The organism is Serratia sp. OLAL2 (assembly GCF_002752475.1).
Taxonomy (GTDB): domain Bacteria; phylum Pseudomonadota; class Gammaproteobacteria; order Enterobacterales; family Enterobacteriaceae; genus Serratia; species Serratia bockelmannii.
In genome coordinates this window covers 106,007-121,421 of sequence record NZ_MSTL01000019.1, presented here as the reverse complement: position 1 = coordinate 121,421, position 15,415 = coordinate 106,007, and the positions used below count along the sequence as shown (strand labels likewise).

Genomic DNA, 15,415 nt, shown 5'->3' with positions numbered 1-15,415 from the left:
CACGATGATCAACGGCAGCAAACCTTTGGCGAGATCGTTGCGCTGGGGCATGGTCGGCGGCGGCGGCACCAGCCAGATCGGTTACATCCATCGTTCGGCGGCCTTGCGCGACGGCGCGTTTACTCTGTTGGCCGGCGCGTTCGACATTGACGCCGAACGCGGGCGTGATTTTGGCCGGAGTCTGGGCGTGGCGGTGGAGCGCTGTTATGCGGATTATGCCGAAATGTTCCGCGCCGAAGCCGCGCGGGCGGACGGCATTGAAGCGGTCTCGATCGCCACGCCGAACAACACCCATTACGCTATTTGCCGGGCGGCGCTGGAGGCGGGATTGCACGTGGTGTGCGAGAAGCCGCTGTGTTTCAGCGTCGATGAGGCGCAGGCGCTGGCGGCGTTGTGCGAGCGGCAGCGCAAAGTCATCGGCGTGACCTACGGCTATGCCGGGCACCAGATGATTTTACAGGCCCGGCAGATGATTGCCGATGGCCGTCTGGGGGAAATCCGGCTGGTGAATATGCAGTTCGCTCACGGCTTTCACGCCGCGCCGGTGGAGCAGGATAATCCCAGCACTCGCTGGCGGGTCGATCCGCGCTTTGTCGGCCCCAGCTATGTGCTGGGCGATCTGGCGACCCACACGCTGTTTCTGGCGGAAACCATGGCGCCGCAGCTGAAGATCCGGCGGTTGATCTGCAGCCGGCAAAGCTTTGTGCCGTCGCGCGCGCCGTTGGAGGACAACGCCTATGTGCTGATGGAGTATCACAACGGCGCCGTCGGCTCCGTGTGGTGTTCGGCGGTCAACTGCGGTTCGATGCACGGTCAAAAGGTGCGCATCGTCGGTGAAAAGGCTAGCCTGGAGTGGTGGGATGAACAACCCAATCAGCTACGCTTCGAAGTGCAGGGCGAGCCGGTGCGGATCCTGGAGCGCGGCATGCCGTATCTCGATGCGCCGGCGTTGGCGGACGATCGCATCGGCGGCGGTCATGCGGAGGGGTTGTTTGAAGCCTGGTCGAATCTCTACCGCCGCTTCGCGCTGGCGATGGACGCCACCGATCGGCGCGACGCGGCCTTCCTGGCCGACTTCTGGTACCCGGACGTGCAGGCTGGCGCACTGGGCGTGAAGTGGGTGGCGCGCTGCGTGCAATCCGCTGAAACCGACGCCGGCTGGGTTGCCTTCGACTGAGTGCGCGATTCGCTCAGACGCTGGCCCCGTCGTAGCGGTGGATCTGTAACGCATCCAGCGCGACGTCAGGCACGCAGCGCAGGTTAACGGCGCACATCGCGGCGCCGTCCGGCGCGGTACCGTAGGCGAAGGGCTGGGCACCGCAGGTCCGGCAGAACTGATGGCGGATCCTGTGGTGATTGAAAGTGTAAGTGCTGAGCTGGTCCTGACCGCTGTTGAGCGTGAAAGCGCTGATGGGGAAGAACGACAGCAGCAGCCCTTTGCGGCGGCAAATAGAACAGTTGCAGCTGAGGGCTTCAGTGGGCAGTTCGGCGTCTACGGAGAAGGTGACGGCGCCACAGTGGCAGCTTCCCTGGAATGACATGGCGATGATCCTGTATCAGGGGGGGAGTGTTTGCCCAGTATAGTGCAATTTATCGTCACTCGGCCGCGCCCGGCTTGGTTTCCTTAGTAAATGCGCGGTTTTCTGGTAGGTTAGAGGTTAACGTCATCAAAAGGAGATCGCGATGTTAGAACATTACTATCCGGCCAATATGGGCGCCGAACCGGTCACGGACGAACAGCACAAACGGCTGGTGGCGGTGCAGGCGGCGCTGGAACTGATCAAGGCCACGCTGTCGGATACCAACGACGGCAACGGCGTGGACTTCCAGCTGAAAGCGGCGGAAAAGCACATCGGCCCAATGGCCGACGCCATTCAGGAAGCTCTGAAGTAACGGTTCGCCGTCACCTCAACCGCCCGCATCGGGCGGTTTTTTTTGCGCTGATTACTGCGATTTTTTTAGTGGCGCATTGCCTTTTTCCCGGCTGGTGCCGTAAGCGGCGCGATCCTACTCTAGCGATCCGAGTCCTCATCAGGGTCATGCTCATGTTCCGCTTCAGTCTCTTGTCTTTCTTATTGTTGCGCCGCCGGCGCGTCACCCAGCTGGCCGGCGCCACACTGCTTCTCGGCGTCGTTATGCAGGCGCAGGCCACGCAACGCATCGAGTTTTCGCCGGATCCCGCCGGCGCCTACCCTGAGGGCATCGCCTGGGAGCCGCGCGCCGGTGCGTTCCTGATCTCCTCCCTGCGCGGTGGCCAGCTGGGCCTGGTCTACCCGGATGGCCGCTATCGGCGGTTTTCCACCGACAAGGGACTGATTACCACCTCCGGCATGCTGGTGGACACCGAGCGCAACCGGGTGCTGGTATGCAACGAAGACGTGGGCGTCTCCCTCCATTCAGCCCCTGGCACGCGCAATCGCGTGGCGCAGGTGCTGGAGTTCAATCTCGATACCGGCGCGCTGCAGCAGACGTACGATCTCTCATCGTTAAGCCGTGGGTCGACGCTGGCCAACGATCTGACGCTCGATGCGCAGGGCAATATCTACGTAACCGACAGCTTCCAGCCGCAGATTTACAAGATCGACCGGGCAACGCGCCACGTGTCGATCCTGGTGCGCTCATCGCTTCTGCTGCCCGCCGACGCACCCGCCGCTGCGCAGGGCACACAGCCTTATCTCAACGGCATCGTGTATCACCCGGATGGCTACCTGATTGCGTCGGACTACACCCGCGGGCTGCTGTGGAAGGTGACGCTGGATAACACGCCTGCGATAAGTGAAATCAGGCTGCCGCATCGGCTGAAAGGGCCGGACGGGCTGCGGCTCAAAAACGCCAACGAATTGGTGATCGTACAGTCTTTTCCGGCTGAAAAGGGGAGCATGTCCGGCGACGTGACGCTGCTCGCCTCGGCCGACGGCTGGGCCAGCGCCCATGTCGCCGCGGTCGCCACGCCGCCGGGATTGGATGGGCCGACCGGCGCCGCGTTGCGCGATGGCGAGGTGTGGGTGGTCAACTCCCGTTACCCCAAACTGTTTGCTGACGTCGCTCAGGCGGAGAGCATCAGGACGTTCAGCATCGTCAAGGTGGCGTTAGCACGGCCTGCGGCTGAGGCACGCTGATCGACGACGGTTGCCAACCTTGTCGGAATAGGATTAAATGCTGCCCTGGCTGTATAAATAAACAGGGGTATTGCAATGAGCCTGGCGCTGAAGGGTGAGAAGATCGAACGTAACCGCTTTACCGGCGAGAAGATTGAAAACGGCAGCTTTATGCTGTGTGATTTTTCGGGTGCCGATCTGACCGGCACCGAATTTATCGGCTGCCAATTCTACGATCGCGACAGCCGACAGGGCGGCAACTTCAGCCGCGCGATACTGAAAGACGCGAGTTTTAAAAGCTGTGATTTATCGATGGCCGATTTTCGTCATGCCAACGCGTTGGGCATCGAGATCCGCGAATGCCGCGCGCAGGGCGCCGATTTTCGCGGCACCAGCTTTATGAACATGATCACCAGCCGCACCTGGTTTTGCAGCGCCTATATCACCAAAAGCAACCTGAGCTATGCCAACTTCGCCAAGGTGGTGCTGGAGAAATGCGAGCTGTGGGAAAACCGCTGGCACGGCGCACAGGTGCTCGGCGCCAGCTTCAGCGGCTCCGATCTGTCCGGCGGCGAATTCTCCGGTTTCGACTGGCGTGCCGCCGACGTCACCCAGTGTGATTTGAGCAACGCGGAACTGGGCGAGTTGGATTTGCGCACTACCGATCTGCAGGGCGTCAAAATGGACAGCCACCAGGCCGCGCAGCTGTTGGAGCGGCTCGGGATCGCGATCATCGGCTGAAGAGCTGCCTGAAGCCCAGGCTGATGATCAGCACGCCGCAGGCGCGATCGATCCAGGCTTTACTGCGTCGGTAGGCGCTGGCGATCGGCGCGTGCGACAGCACCAGCGCCACCAGGCCATACCACAGGCTAGCGACTACCGCGACCTCCAGCAGCATGGCGGCGAAGGTGGGCATGGAGACATGGGCAGGCGCCGCCGACGAAAACACCGCGGCGTAAAAGGCGACGGATTTGGGGTTGGCGATGTTGGTGGCGACCCCTTGCAAGAATGCCGATCTGAAGCCGGAGTTCACCCCACCCGCCGCGCCGATAACCCCTGAGCCGGGAGCTGCATGGGCGATAAGCCGATAACCGAACCAAATCAAATAACCTGCGCCGGCCACTTTTACCGCCAGCGCCAACCAGGGGAACAAGGCGAAAATTATACCGACGCCGAGCAGGGCGCTGCTCGCCCAGAACAGGTTGACCAAGACAATGCCCGCCACCAGAGCGAAAGCTTCGCTGCGGCGCGCGGAAACGGCTTTGTGGGCGACGGCGACAAAATTGGGGCCGGGGATCACCACGCCAACGATATAGACGGTGAAAACGGCGAGCACGGCTGGCATATCGATCATCGGTTAACGGCCTGTAAGCAGCGAGTTAGCCTTAGTTTTATAATGAATCGCCGATATGATCCAGCAGGGTGAAACCTTTTTTTACCTGCCCGTAGCGACAGGCGTCAGCGGCCTTTTGCGATAATAAATTTATGAGCCATATGAATATAATTTAAAATATATCTTGCTTAAATAAATTAGCTGTGTGTAAATAGCGTCATCGGTTTGTCATACAGACCTTATGAAAGCAGTTTTAGTAAAGCAGTTCTCAGTGTTAGTGATATCTCCCAGATACCTCTTCTTCCGCGAATTTTCTTCTCTAGTGCCCCATAAGTTTCCAATAAAAACAGACCTCTATCGCCCTATGGCGTCGCAAAAATATAAAGGAAATATCTCTATGTCTACTAAAATGACGGGTTTGGTAAAATGGTTTGATGCAGGGAAAGGCTTCGGCTTTATCACCCCGGCAGACGGCGGCAAAGACGTGTTCGTACACTTCTCTGCTATCCAGAGCAACGATTTCAAAACGCTGGACGAAGGCCAACAGGTTGAGTTCACTATCGAAAAGGGTATGAAGGGTCCTTCTGCCGGCAACGTGGTCGCGTTGTAATTTTCGGTCGAGGTGCGGTTTCTTACGACAGCGATGAGGGTTTAAGCCGGAGCAGTTAAGAAATAACACCTTTAGCCTGAATAAACTCCGGGTTCGCCCGGAGTCTTTATCGATACGTCATTAGCTCAGCAGGAAGAGCGGCAGCGAAATATTCGTTGGCGGACTGGGGTTCGATTCCTCGATGACGTTCCAATAATTAATTATTATTGGCAACAGAAAAACAGATTATCGCATAAATAATAATGCCACTTTTCAGTCTTTTTTTCTGTTGTGAAAAAGTTGTGCTTAGGCTGCGTAATGTTGGAGTGTTGGATGGACGCTTACGCCATAACATGACAGCCGGGAAAGCCACCGGCACATGATCAATAGCCCCGGCCTTAGCCGGGGTTTTTTATGCCCGCGATTTTAACGCTGCGAGTCCAGCAGTTCGTTGTTTTTCACCACGTCCTGCGCCTTGAGGTAGCTCTCGATCAACAGCTGATAGGCCGGGAAGATTTTGGTGTAGACCTCGGCCCACTGCTGAGCGTCGGCACGATTCCAACTACCCTGCAGCTCGGAGGCGACGCCGGCGGTGTCGATCGGCACCACGCCGGCCTGCACCACGCGCGCCAGGGTGATTTCCTGCGCCATTTTCGAGTAGGTGCCGGAGGCGTCGATCACCGCGAACACTTTATAGCCTTCGGCCACCGCGCTGATGGACGGGAAGGCCATGCAGACGCTGGTGATGGTGCCGGCGATGATCAGGGTCTTGCGGCCGGTGGCCTTGACCGCCGCTACGAAGTCAGGGTTGTCCCAGGCGTTGATTTCCCCTTTACGGGCGACGTACTGCGCGTGCGGCGCATTCTGGTGAATTTCCGGGATCAGCGGGCCGTTGGGGCCCTGCGGCACCGAGGCGGTGGTGATCACCGGCAGTTTGCTGAGGGTAGCGATGCTGGCGAGGGCGGCGGCGCGGGCGCGCAGCTCGGTCATCGGCATATCGGCGACGGTCTGGAACAGGCCGCTCTGGTGGTCGATCAGGAGCATGACTGCGTCATTGGCATCAATAACAGGACGCTGGCCGTTGAAGTTGGCTGGAGTGCTCATGGTGTTTTCCTTTTCTCGTCGTGAGGTCAGTGGGTATCTTCTTTGATTGATAAGGCTGAAACTCAGCACTTGCCTATAGTGTAGGGAGAAGAGAGAAATCCGGTAGAGCCTGAAGTCGGGATACATCGTTCCATAAATGGAACGATTTTGACGCAGGCGAAGGGCTCGGCGCTGGGCTAAACTTAAGGTGCATAAGAAACATGCGGCAAGGAACGCCATCCTGTTCATGGGTTTGACGCGGAGGGCCACCGTCATGGCTTATCAGCATATCGTTGTCGCCACGGATCTCAGCGAAGACGCCGAGTTTCTGCTGGGCAAGGGCGCCAGGCTGGCTGCCGCGCTCCATGCCAAACTTTCCCTGATCTATATCGACATCCACCGCGCCGGCTATTACGTCGATCTGGGCGTGGGAGATTACAACTACACCGATCGCACCTTTTCGGAGCGGGTGAAGAATATGCTCAATGCGATCAAAGGGCAGTCGTCCTACCCGGTCGAAGAGGTGATTGTCAGCCGTGGCGCGTTGACGGAAGAGCTGAACCGGGTTGCGAAAGAGAAAGGGTTCGATCTGGTGATCTTCGGCCATCACCACGATGTCTGGAGCCGGCTGGTTTCTTCGGCGCGTCAGGCGATCAATGAGTTGAACGTCGATCTGCTGGTTGTCCCCATCGAGAAAAAATAGTCGCCGCCGCCTGCGGGCGGCGGCCTTTTTTCATTCGTATCGCTTATCTCTGAGCGGCCATAACCGCCTACCCGCAATAATCCCGCTAGCTGACAATCCACCTGACGAATAGTGACTAACCGTGATTTTATTTTATCCATCAATATGTTGGCCAAAATCCGATAAAGGTTAATCCAGCGCATTGAAATCACTGACATACCTCCTTTTGGTTAATAAACCGCACGTTTTGACTGGCTCTCAGGGGAGGGGCGTCTTATCCTCGGGGTAATGAGATTTGTATGACTTATATAAATACGTTCACATGGAGGAGGTCTCATGCGTTTTGACAATAAAGTCGTGGTTATCACCGGTGCGGGCAATGGTATGGGGGAAGCGGCGGCGCGGCGTTTCTCCGCCGAGGGCGCCATCGTGGTGCTGGCCGACTGGGCCAAGGAAGCGGTAGACAAGGTCGCCGCTTCCCTGCCGAAGGGCCGCGCGATGGCGGTGCATATCGATGTTTCCGATCACGTCGCGGTTGAAAAAATGATGAACGAGGTGGCGGAAAAACTGGGCCGCATCGACGTCCTGCTGAACAACGCCGGCGTACACGTGGCGGGCAGCGTGCTGGAAACCAGCATCGACGACTGGCGTCGCATCGCCGGGGTCGATATCGATGGCGTGGTGTTCTGTTCCAAATTTGCCTTGCCGCACCTGCTGAAAACCAAGGGCTGTATCGTCAATACCGCGTCGGTGTCCGGCCTGGGTGGCGACTGGGGTGCGGCCTATTACTGCGCGGCGAAAGGCGCGGTGGTCAACCTGACGCGCGCCATGGCGCTGGATCACGGCGGTGACGGCGTGCGCATCAACTCGGTCTGCCCGAGCCTGGTCAAAACCAACATGACCAACGGCTGGCCGCAGGAGATCCGCGACAAGTTCAATGAGCGCATCGCGCTGGGGCGTGCGGCGGAGCCGGAAGAAGTGGCGGCGGTGATGGCGTTTCTGGCCAGCGACGACGCCAGCTTTATCAATGGCGCCAACATTCCGGTCGATGGCGGGGCGACCGCCTCGGACGGCCAACCGAAGATCGTCTAAGCGTTAACCTACCGGCCCGGCCAGGATGACCGGGCCTGTTGTTTTTAGACGCCGATGCGGTCGCGCAGCGTGTAGTAGGCCGCGCCGATGGCGGTGAACGGGATCTGCAGATTGCGTCCACCGAAGAACGGCAGGTGCGGCAGCTTGGCGAAGGCGTCGAAGCGTTCGGCGTCGCCGCGCATCAGCTCGGCGATCAGCTTGCCCGCCAGATGGGTGCAGGTCACGCCGTGGCCGCTGTAGCCCTGCATGTAGTACACGTTATTCTCCAGCCGGCCAAACTGCGGCATGCGCGACAGCGTCAGCAGGAAGTTGCCGGTCCAACGATAGTCGATGCGCACCCCTTTCAGCTGTGGGAAGGTCTTCAGCAGCTTCGGCCGGATCAGGTTATCGATATCGTCCGGATCGCGCGCGCCGTATACCACGCCGCCGCCGTACAGCAGACGATGATCGGCGGTGATGCGGTAGTAATCCAGCAGGTAGTTGCAGTCCTCCACGCAGTAATTCTGCGGGATCAGCGCCTGCGCGATCTCCGGCGCTAGCGGTTCGGTGGTCACCACCTGAGTGCCGCACGGCATGCTGCGCTTGGCCAGCCGCGGCTCCAGCTTATCGCCCAGGTAGGCGTTGCCGGCGACGATGACGAAGCGCGCCTTCACCTGGCCGTTGGCGGTGCTGATGAGCGCCGGTTCACCGTGGCGAATGTTCGTCACCGCCGATTGCTCGAAGATGCGCCCACCCTGCAGGCGGATCGCCTCGGCCTCGCCCAGCGCCAGATTGAGCGGATGGATGTGGCCGCCGCTGTGATCGAGCAGCGCGCCGACGTAGCGATCGCTGGCGACCTCCTGACGCACCCGATCCGCATCGAGCAGCTCGAGCTGGGTATTGCCGTAGCGCTCCCAGTTGCGCTTTTGCTCGATCAGCGCATGGAACTGCTTGTTGTTCAGGGCGGCGAAGATGCCGCCGGGGCGGTAGTCGCAGTCGATGGCGTAGCGGCTTATGCGGCTGCGAATGATCTCCGCGCCTTCGAACATCATGCTGCCGAGCAGGCGGGCGCTTTCCGCGCCGTAACGCTCTTCAATCACATCGATGTCGCGGCTGTAAGAGTTGACCAACTGGCCGCCGTTGCGGCCGCTGGCGCCGAAACCGATGCGAGCCGCTTCCAGCACCACCACGTTATAGCCGGCTTCCACCAGGAACAGCGCGGAGGAGAGGCCGGTATAGCCGCCGCCGATCACGCAGACGTCGCATTCGATCGATTCATTCAGTTGCGGATAGGGCTGATGTGCGTTGGCCGTGGCCGCATAGTAGCTTTTTACGTGTTCAGTCATGAGATAAGCCCTTATTCCAGCGAGATCCAGGTGGTTTTCAATTCGGTGAATTTGTCCAGCGCGTGCAGCGATTTGTCGCGGCCGTTGCCGCTCTGCTTGTAGCCGCCGAACGGCACGGTCATGTCGCCGTCGTTGTAGTTGTTGACGAACACCGTGCCGGCCTTCAGTTGGCGCGCCATGCGGTGCGCGCGCGCCAGATCGCGGGTCCAGACCGCGGCGCCGAGGCCGTAGTCGCTGTCGTTGGCCAGCTGCAGCGCCTGTTGCTCGTCGTCGAAGGTGGTCACCGCCAGCACCGGGCCGAAGATTTCATCGCGCGCCACGCTCATGGCATTGTCCACCCGGGTGAGGATGGTCGGCCCCAGATAGCCGGCGTGGTCGCCCTGCGGATGGTCGCGCCCGTCGAGGAACAGCGCGGCGCCCTGGCTCAGCCCCCGATCGATATAGCCGGCCACTTTCTCGCAGTGGCCGCCGTCGATCAGCGTGCCCATCACCGTGTCGGGATCGAGCGGATCGCCGGGCACGAAGGCCGCCGCGTGTTTGCGCAGCGCCTGCAGGAACGCTTGCTCAATGCTCGCTTCGACCAGCAGGCGAGTGCCGGCGATGCACACCTGTCCCTGATTGTAGAAGATGCCGGCGGCGGCGCTGCGGGCAGCCTGATCCAGATCCGGGCAGTCGGCAAAGACGATGTTGGCGCTTTTGCCACCGGCCTCGAGCCAGACACGCTTCATATTCGATTCGCCGGCGTAAATCATCAGCTGTTTCGCCACCAGGGTGGAGCCGGTGAAGGTGAGGGCATCGACGTCGCGGTGCAGCGCTAGCGCCTTGCCGGCGTCGTGGCCATAGCCGGGCACCACGTTCAGCACGCCGTCCGGCAACCCGGCCTGCTGCGCCAATTTGCCGAGCAGGATGGCGCTCAGCGGCGATTTTTCGGAGGGTTTGAGTACCACGCTGTTGCCGGCGGCCAGCGCCGGACCGAGTTTCCAGCAGGCCAGCAGCAGCGGGAAGTTCCAGGGCACGATGGCGCCGACCACGCCGATCGGCTCGCGCTCGATCAGCGCCAGCGCCTCGCGGCCGGTGGGGGCGATTTCGCCGTAGACCTTATCGATCGCTTCGGCGTACCAGCGGATGCAGCGGATGGCGCCCGGCACGTCGTCGCGCAGGCTGTGGCGGATGGGTTTGCCGGTGTCCAGCGTTTCCAGCAGCGCCAGCTCTTCGTGATGCTGCTCCATCAGATCGGCGAAACGCAGCAGCGTGGCTTTGCGCTGCGCCGGGGCGGCCTGCGCCCAGTCGCCACGCTCAAAGGCGGCGCGCGCCGCGCTGACTGCCCGATCGATGTCGGCGGCTTCACCACGTGCGACCTGTGCCAGCTCACGGCGACCGGCGGGATCTTCCACGGCGAAACATTTCCCCGCGGCGGCCGGCTGGTAGCGGCCGTCGATAAACAGCTGGTGCTCAATCTTCAGGGCCTGGGCCCGTTGTTGCCAATACTGCAAGTGGTGAAAGTTCATGCCTGGCTCCGTTGATCAGAATGTCGTCGGCGTATGGGCGCTGATAATCCGGCAAATGCGCGCCGACGTGTTGCTGAAACTGTGGGGGATGCCGGTATTGATGGCGTAGCTCTGCCCGGCCAGCAGGTGATAGCTCTGGCCGTTGACCTGCAGCACCACTTCGCCTTCCAGCAGCGTGCCGATCTCTTCCCCTTGGTGTTTGATGCGCTCGCCGGTGGTGGTGCCCGGTTCGTAGGTCTCGATCATCATTGCCAGCGTACGATTCGGGTCGCCGTTGTGGATCAGCTTCATCGAAACGCCCTGGCTGCCGATTTCGATCAGGTCGTCGCTGTCTATCACGATCTGCGGCTCAGCCGGTTTTTCCGGCTCGGCGAAAAACGCCGACAGCGACAGACCGTACACCGTCAGCAACTTTTGCAGCGTGCTGATGGCCGGGCTGACCTTATCTTGCTCGATAGTACTGATGGCGCTGTGGGTTAACCCAGACAGTTCGGCGACCCGGCGCTGCGACAACCCCAATTGTTGACGGATCTGCGACAGACGTTTTCCCGGTGCCAAGCTGACGTCGCTCATGGGCGTTTTTCCTTTTGATAGTTCCGACAGGCGGTGATGAAACCATCAAACAACAGGCGCGACAGGGCATACTCGTCGCTGTTCCACTCGGGGTGCCACTGCACGCCGAGCGCGAAAGGCTGATCGCGCACGCTGATCGCCTCCACCAGCCCGTCAGCGGCGTGCGCCTCGATGCGAACGCTCGCGCCCAGGGTTTTGGCACCCTGGCCGTGCAGCGAGTTCACCCAGAATCTGTTGCAATCCGGTATCAGTTGCGAAAGCAGCCCCCCTTCCTGAACGATGACTTCGTGGGCGGGGGCGTATTGCTGTTCCAGCGGCAGGTCGTGATCTTCACGATGCTCCAGCAGCTCGGGCAGTTCGTACAGGCGGCGATGCAGGGTGCCTTGAGTGGCGACCACCATTTCCTGCATGCCGCGGCAAATGGCGAAAAGGGGAATGCGCCTGTCGAATGCCTGGCGGATCAGCGCCAGGCTCAACGCGTCTCGGCCAGGATCGGCGTCAGGCTCATCGCCGTTTTCACCATAAAGGTGCGGCTGCACATTACTGGGGCTGCCCGGCAGCAAAATGCCGTCGAGGCGCGGCAGCAGCTCCGCCAGCATTTCCGGCTCCGCCAGCGCGTGCGGCAGGGCGATCGGCAAGCCGCCGGCGGTGATAACGGCATTCAGGTACTTTTCTTGCAAGGTCTGTGTGAGGTGCCCGTTTAACCTATACCTGCACATGACGACGCCAATGACTGGTCTGTTAAATATATTGTCCATGCTATCCCCTTGGTACGTTCGAAATTATGAACGATAAGCTTCTCCACCGCCGATTTCGTTCAATATTCTATAAATCTAGCAGTCGATTGGGCAATATTCAAACCAAAAGTAACACTTGCAAAACAAATTTGTTTCATCTACGTTTCATTTGTGGGCATTATATTGAACAAGACGGTCAATAAACATCGACGACAGCAAAACACAAACGGCGGGTGAACCATGCAGACCAACATCGTAGAAGTGGAAAACTTTGTTCAGCACAGTGAAGAGAGACGAAGTAGCGCGTTCCAGCGCGAAGTGAAGAAGTATCTGGAACGTTATCCGTTAACCCAACATGTCGACGTACTGTTGACCGACCTGAACGGCAGCTTCCGCGGCAAACGCATCCCGGTCGGCGGCCTGAACAAACTGGAGAAGGGCTGTTACTTCCCGGCGTCGGTATTTGCGATGGATATTCTCGGCAACGTGGTGGAAGAGGCCGGGTTGGGGCAGGAGTTGGGCGAGCCGGATCACGTGTGCGTGCCGGTACCGGGCACGCTGACGCCGTCGGCGGCGGACCCGCAATATATCGCGCAGGTGCTGCTCACCATGTTGGATGAAGATGGCACTCCCTTTGACGTTGAACCGCGCAATGTGCTGAACCGAGTGTGGCAGCGTTTGCGTCAGCGCGGGCTTTCCCCCGTGGTAGCGGTAGAGTTGGAGTTCTATCTCATCGATCGTCAACGTGACGCGGAAGGCTATCTGCAGCCGCCGTGCGCGCCGGGCACGCAAGAGCGCAACACCCAAAGCCAGGTGTACTCCGTCGATAACCTCAACCATTTCGCCGACGTGCTGAGCGAGATCGACGAACTGGCGCGTTTGCAGGGCATTCCGGCGGACGGCGCGGTGGCGGAGGCGTCGCCGGGGCAGTTCGAGGTCAACCTGCATCATACTGATGATGTGCTGCAGGCCTGCGATCACGCGCTGGCGCTGAAGCGGCTGGTGCGCATGGTGGCCGAGAACCACAACATGCAGGCGACCTTTATGGCCAAACCGTATGAGGAGCACGCCGGCAGCGGCATGCACGTGCACATCAGCATGCTGAACGCGCAGGGCAACAACGTGTTCGCCGACGATGACGGCGAAGATTCGGCGCTGCTGAAACAGGCGCTGGCGGGCATGATCGCCCTGATGCCGTCTTCGATGGCGCTGCTGGCGCCGAACGTCAACGCCTACCGCCGCTTCCAGCCTGGCATGTATGTGCCGACCCAGGCTTCCTGGGGGCATAACAACCGCACCGTGGCGCTGCGCATTCCCTGCGGCGATCGCGACAACCACCGCGTGGAGTATCGCGTGGCGGGCGCCGACGCCAATCCTTATCTGGTGATGGCGACCATTCTGGCCGGCATCGTTTATGGCCTGGAAACCGCATTGCCGCTGCCTGAGCCGGTGACCGGCAACGGTCTGGAGCAGGACGGGCTGCCGTTCCCGATCCGCCAGAGCGACGCGCTGTACGAGTTCGAACATCAGCCGGTGCTCAATGCATTGTTGGGCGAACGCTTCAGCCACGTCTATCTGGCCTGCAAAACTGATGAGCTGGTGCAGTTCGAGCGCCTGATCACCGAAACCGAAATCGAGTGGATGTTGAAAAACGCCTGATCCCGCTCACCCTGCGACTACCGCGCGCGTCCGGCGCATTTCATCGGCTCTCCTGTGGCCGGCGAGGCTGCGCGCTGCGGTACAGAATTTCTTCTATCACGGCGTACAGGACGCCGACGAGGAAATAACCATGACTCAGTCAGCCCCCTGCGCAGACGTTTGTCTGTGCCGCAGTGCCTACGGGCCGGTCGCCGGCCGCCCGACAGCGATACCAACCCGTTTTTACCGCCGCCTGAGCAGCAGTTTCCCTGCGGCCTCTCTGAATGACGTTGCACGGTTGACAGCAGAGGACCAAGAGGGGAAATGCCATGACGATTAAAGCCATCGACGGCGGCCCGGCGGGCAAACCGCAGCTGCGCAAATCCCTCAAGCTGTGGCAGGTGGTGATGATGGGCCTGGCCTATCTGACGCCGATGACGGTGTTTGACACCTTCGGGATCGTCTCCGGCCTCACCGACGGCCATGTGCCGACCTCCTATCTGCTGGCGCTGGCCGGCGTGCTGTTCACCGCCATCAGCTATGGCAAACTGGTGCGCCAGTTTCCCACCGCCGGCTCTGCTTATACCTATGCGCAGAAGGCGATCAACCCGCACGTCGGTTTTCTGGTGGGGTGGTCATCGCTGCTTGATTATCTGTTCCTGCCGATGATCAATACGCTGCTGGCGAAGATTTACCTGACCGCGCTGTTCCCGGAAGTGCCGCCCTGGGTGTGGGTCGTGGGCTTCGTTATCCTTATCACCGCCATCAACCTGAAAAGCGTCAATCTGGTGGCCAACTTCAATACCCTGTTCGTATTGGCGCAGGTGGCGATCATTCTGGTGTTCATCTATCTGGTGGTGCGCGGCCTGCACAACGGCGAGGGGATGGGCACGGTGTGGAGCCTGCGGCCGTTCCTCAGCGAGAATGCGCATCTGCTGCCGATCATTACCGGCGCGACTATCCTGTGCTTCTCGTTCCTCGGTTTTGACGCGGTCACCACGCTGTGTGAAGAGACGCCCGACGCCGCCAAGGTGATCCCGCGCGCCATCTTCCTGACCGCGCTGTACGGCGGGGTGATCTTTATCAGCGTGTCGTTCTTCATTCAGCTGTTTTTCCCGTCCATTCAACGCTTTCACCAGCCCGACGCCGCGCTACCGGAGATCGCGCTGTACGTCGGCGGCAAGCTGTTCCAGTCGATCTTCCTGTGCGTGACCTTCATCAACACGCTGGCCTCCGGCCTGGCGTCGCACGCCAGCGTATCGCGCCTGCTGTACGTGATGGGGCGTGACAACGTGTTCCCGGAGAAATTCTTCGGCTATATCCACCCCAAATGGCGCACCCCGGCGCTGAACGTGCTGATGGTCGGGCTGGTGGCGCTGTCAGCGCTGTCGTTCGATCTGGTGACCGCCACGGCGCTGATCAACTTTGGTGCGCTGGTAGCCTTTACCTTCGTTAACCTGTCGGTGATCAGCCACTTCTTCATTCGCGAAGGGCGCAACAAAAGCTGGAAGGATCGGTTCAACTTCCTGTTCCTGCCGTTGGTGGGGGCGCTGACGGTGGGGGTGCTGTGGCTGAACCTGGAGAAAAGCTCGCTGACCATGGGGCTGATCTGGGCGACACTGGGCTTCGGCTATTTGGCCTGGCTGACCCGACGCTTTCGCCAGCCGCCGCCGCAGTTGGAGCGGCAACCGCAGCAATAAATTCACAGGCGGGAGTATCCCGCCTTTCTTTTTGGCACGTGCGGCAGTAGAGTGAAA

16 protein-coding genes and 1 pseudogene are annotated in these 15,415 nt (G+C 60.2%); 10 read left to right on the top strand and 7 right to left on the bottom strand.

Translation table 11 applies throughout. From position 1 onward, the window contains the following. The first annotated feature begins 4 nt into the window (after window positions 1-4). A complete protein-coding gene (locus BVU99_RS17925) occupies window positions 5-1,177 on the top strand; it encodes a Gfo/Idh/MocA family oxidoreductase (RefSeq protein WP_099817340.1) in 1,173 nt (390 codons plus the stop codon). Between the two features lie 13 nt (window positions 1,178-1,190). On the opposite strand, the gene BVU99_RS17920 is transcribed toward BVU99_RS17925, so the two are convergent. Beyond that, window positions 1,191-1,541, bottom strand: a complete 351-nt coding sequence (locus tag BVU99_RS17920; protein WP_047575702.1) for a GFA family protein — start codon at window positions 1,539-1,541, stop codon at window positions 1,191-1,193. A 142-nt stretch (window positions 1,542-1,683) separates the two neighbouring features. Here BVU99_RS17920 and BVU99_RS17915 point away from each other — a divergent pair, with 142 nt between their 5' ends. The 3 genes from BVU99_RS17915 to BVU99_RS17905 all read left to right on the top strand — a co-directional run bounded on the left by BVU99_RS17915 (window position 1,684) and on the right by BVU99_RS17905 (window position 3,839). Beyond that, window positions 1,684-1,893 carry a hypothetical protein gene (locus tag BVU99_RS17915; RefSeq protein WP_004941260.1) on the top strand — a complete coding sequence of 70 codons (210 nt, stop codon included), beginning with the start codon at window positions 1,684-1,686 and terminating at the stop codon, window positions 1,891-1,893. A 152-nt stretch (window positions 1,894-2,045) separates the two neighbouring features. After that, entirely contained in the window at window positions 2,046-3,119 is a 1,074-nt protein-coding gene (locus BVU99_RS17910; RefSeq protein WP_099817363.1) for an SMP-30/gluconolactonase/LRE family protein, read from the top strand. A 75-nt stretch (window positions 3,120-3,194) separates the two neighbouring features. Next, entirely contained in the window at window positions 3,195-3,839 is a 645-nt protein-coding gene (locus BVU99_RS17905) for a Qnr family pentapeptide repeat protein (protein WP_025302545.1), read from the top strand. Here BVU99_RS17905 and BVU99_RS17900 read toward each other — a convergent pair. After that, complete coding sequence (locus tag BVU99_RS17900; RefSeq protein ID WP_099817341.1) at window positions 3,829-4,452, bottom strand: LysE family transporter; 624 nt, start codon at window positions 4,450-4,452, stop codon at window positions 3,829-3,831. The two genes, BVU99_RS17905 and BVU99_RS17900, sit on opposite strands and share 11 nt — an antisense overlap. Window positions 4,453-4,828: 376 nt before the next feature. On the opposite strand from BVU99_RS17900, the gene cspA reads away from it, so the two are divergent. Together cspA and BVU99_RS17890 are read left to right on the top strand one after the other, a co-directional pair. Next, window positions 4,829-5,041, top strand: coding sequence for an RNA chaperone/antiterminator CspA (gene cspA / locus BVU99_RS17895; RefSeq protein WP_025302547.1), 213 nt, complete (start codon window positions 4,829-4,831; stop codon window positions 5,039-5,041). 114 nt (window positions 5,042-5,155) lie between these two features. Beyond that, window positions 5,156-5,233, top strand: a pseudogene (locus BVU99_RS17890). Between the two features lie 213 nt (window positions 5,234-5,446). Here the strand turns inward: BVU99_RS17890 and BVU99_RS17885 are convergent. Beyond that, window positions 5,447-6,124 carry an isochorismatase family protein gene (locus BVU99_RS17885; RefSeq protein ID WP_016928046.1) on the bottom strand — a complete coding sequence of 226 codons (678 nt, stop codon included), beginning with the start codon at window positions 6,122-6,124 and terminating at the stop codon, window positions 5,447-5,449. Between the two features lie 253 nt (window positions 6,125-6,377). Here BVU99_RS17885 and BVU99_RS17880 point away from each other — a divergent pair, with 253 nt between their 5' ends. After that, a complete protein-coding gene (locus BVU99_RS17880) occupies window positions 6,378-6,806 on the top strand; it encodes a universal stress protein (protein ID WP_025302548.1) in 429 nt (142 codons plus the stop codon). A 315-nt stretch (window positions 6,807-7,121) separates the two neighbouring features. Then, window positions 7,122-7,877, top strand: coding sequence for an SDR family oxidoreductase (locus BVU99_RS17875; protein WP_016928044.1), 756 nt, complete (start codon window positions 7,122-7,124; stop codon window positions 7,875-7,877). Window positions 7,878-7,921: 44 nt separating this feature from the next. On the opposite strand, the gene BVU99_RS17870 is transcribed toward BVU99_RS17875, so the two are convergent. Genes BVU99_RS17870 through puuD form a run of 4 tightly spaced genes read right to left on the bottom strand, consistent with a single transcriptional unit; the run spans window position 7,922 to window position 12,041 of the window. Further along, window positions 7,922-9,202, bottom strand: a complete 1,281-nt coding sequence (locus tag BVU99_RS17870) for an FAD-binding oxidoreductase (protein ID WP_025302550.1) — start codon at window positions 9,200-9,202, stop codon at window positions 7,922-7,924. 11 nt (window positions 9,203-9,213) lie between these two features. Continuing rightward, complete coding sequence (puuC, locus tag BVU99_RS17865) at window positions 9,214-10,710, bottom strand: aldehyde dehydrogenase PuuC (RefSeq protein ID WP_099817342.1); 1,497 nt, start codon at window positions 10,708-10,710, stop codon at window positions 9,214-9,216. Window positions 10,711-10,725: 15 nt separating this feature from the next. After that, window positions 10,726-11,283, bottom strand: coding sequence for an HTH-type transcriptional regulator PuuR (gene puuR, locus BVU99_RS17860; protein WP_016928041.1), 558 nt, complete (start codon window positions 11,281-11,283; stop codon window positions 10,726-10,728). Continuing rightward, entirely contained in the window at window positions 11,280-12,041 is a 762-nt protein-coding gene (gene puuD, locus BVU99_RS17855) for a gamma-glutamyl-gamma-aminobutyrate hydrolase (RefSeq protein WP_025302552.1), read from the bottom strand. The genes puuR and puuD overlap by 4 nt, the downstream gene beginning before the upstream one ends. Before the next feature lie 219 nt (window positions 12,042-12,260). Between puuD and BVU99_RS17850 the strand changes: the two genes are divergently transcribed. Both BVU99_RS17850 and BVU99_RS17840 read left to right on the top strand, forming a co-directional pair. Continuing rightward, on the top strand, window positions 12,261-13,679 hold the full coding sequence (locus BVU99_RS17850) for a glutamine synthetase family protein (protein WP_025302553.1): 1,419 nt from the start codon (window positions 12,261-12,263) through the stop codon (window positions 13,677-13,679). 308 nt (window positions 13,680-13,987) lie between these two features. Beyond that, window positions 13,988-15,358, top strand: coding sequence for an APC family permease (locus BVU99_RS17840; RefSeq protein ID WP_025302554.1), 1,371 nt, complete (start codon window positions 13,988-13,990; stop codon window positions 15,356-15,358). Window positions 15,359-15,415: the final 57 nt, after the last annotated feature.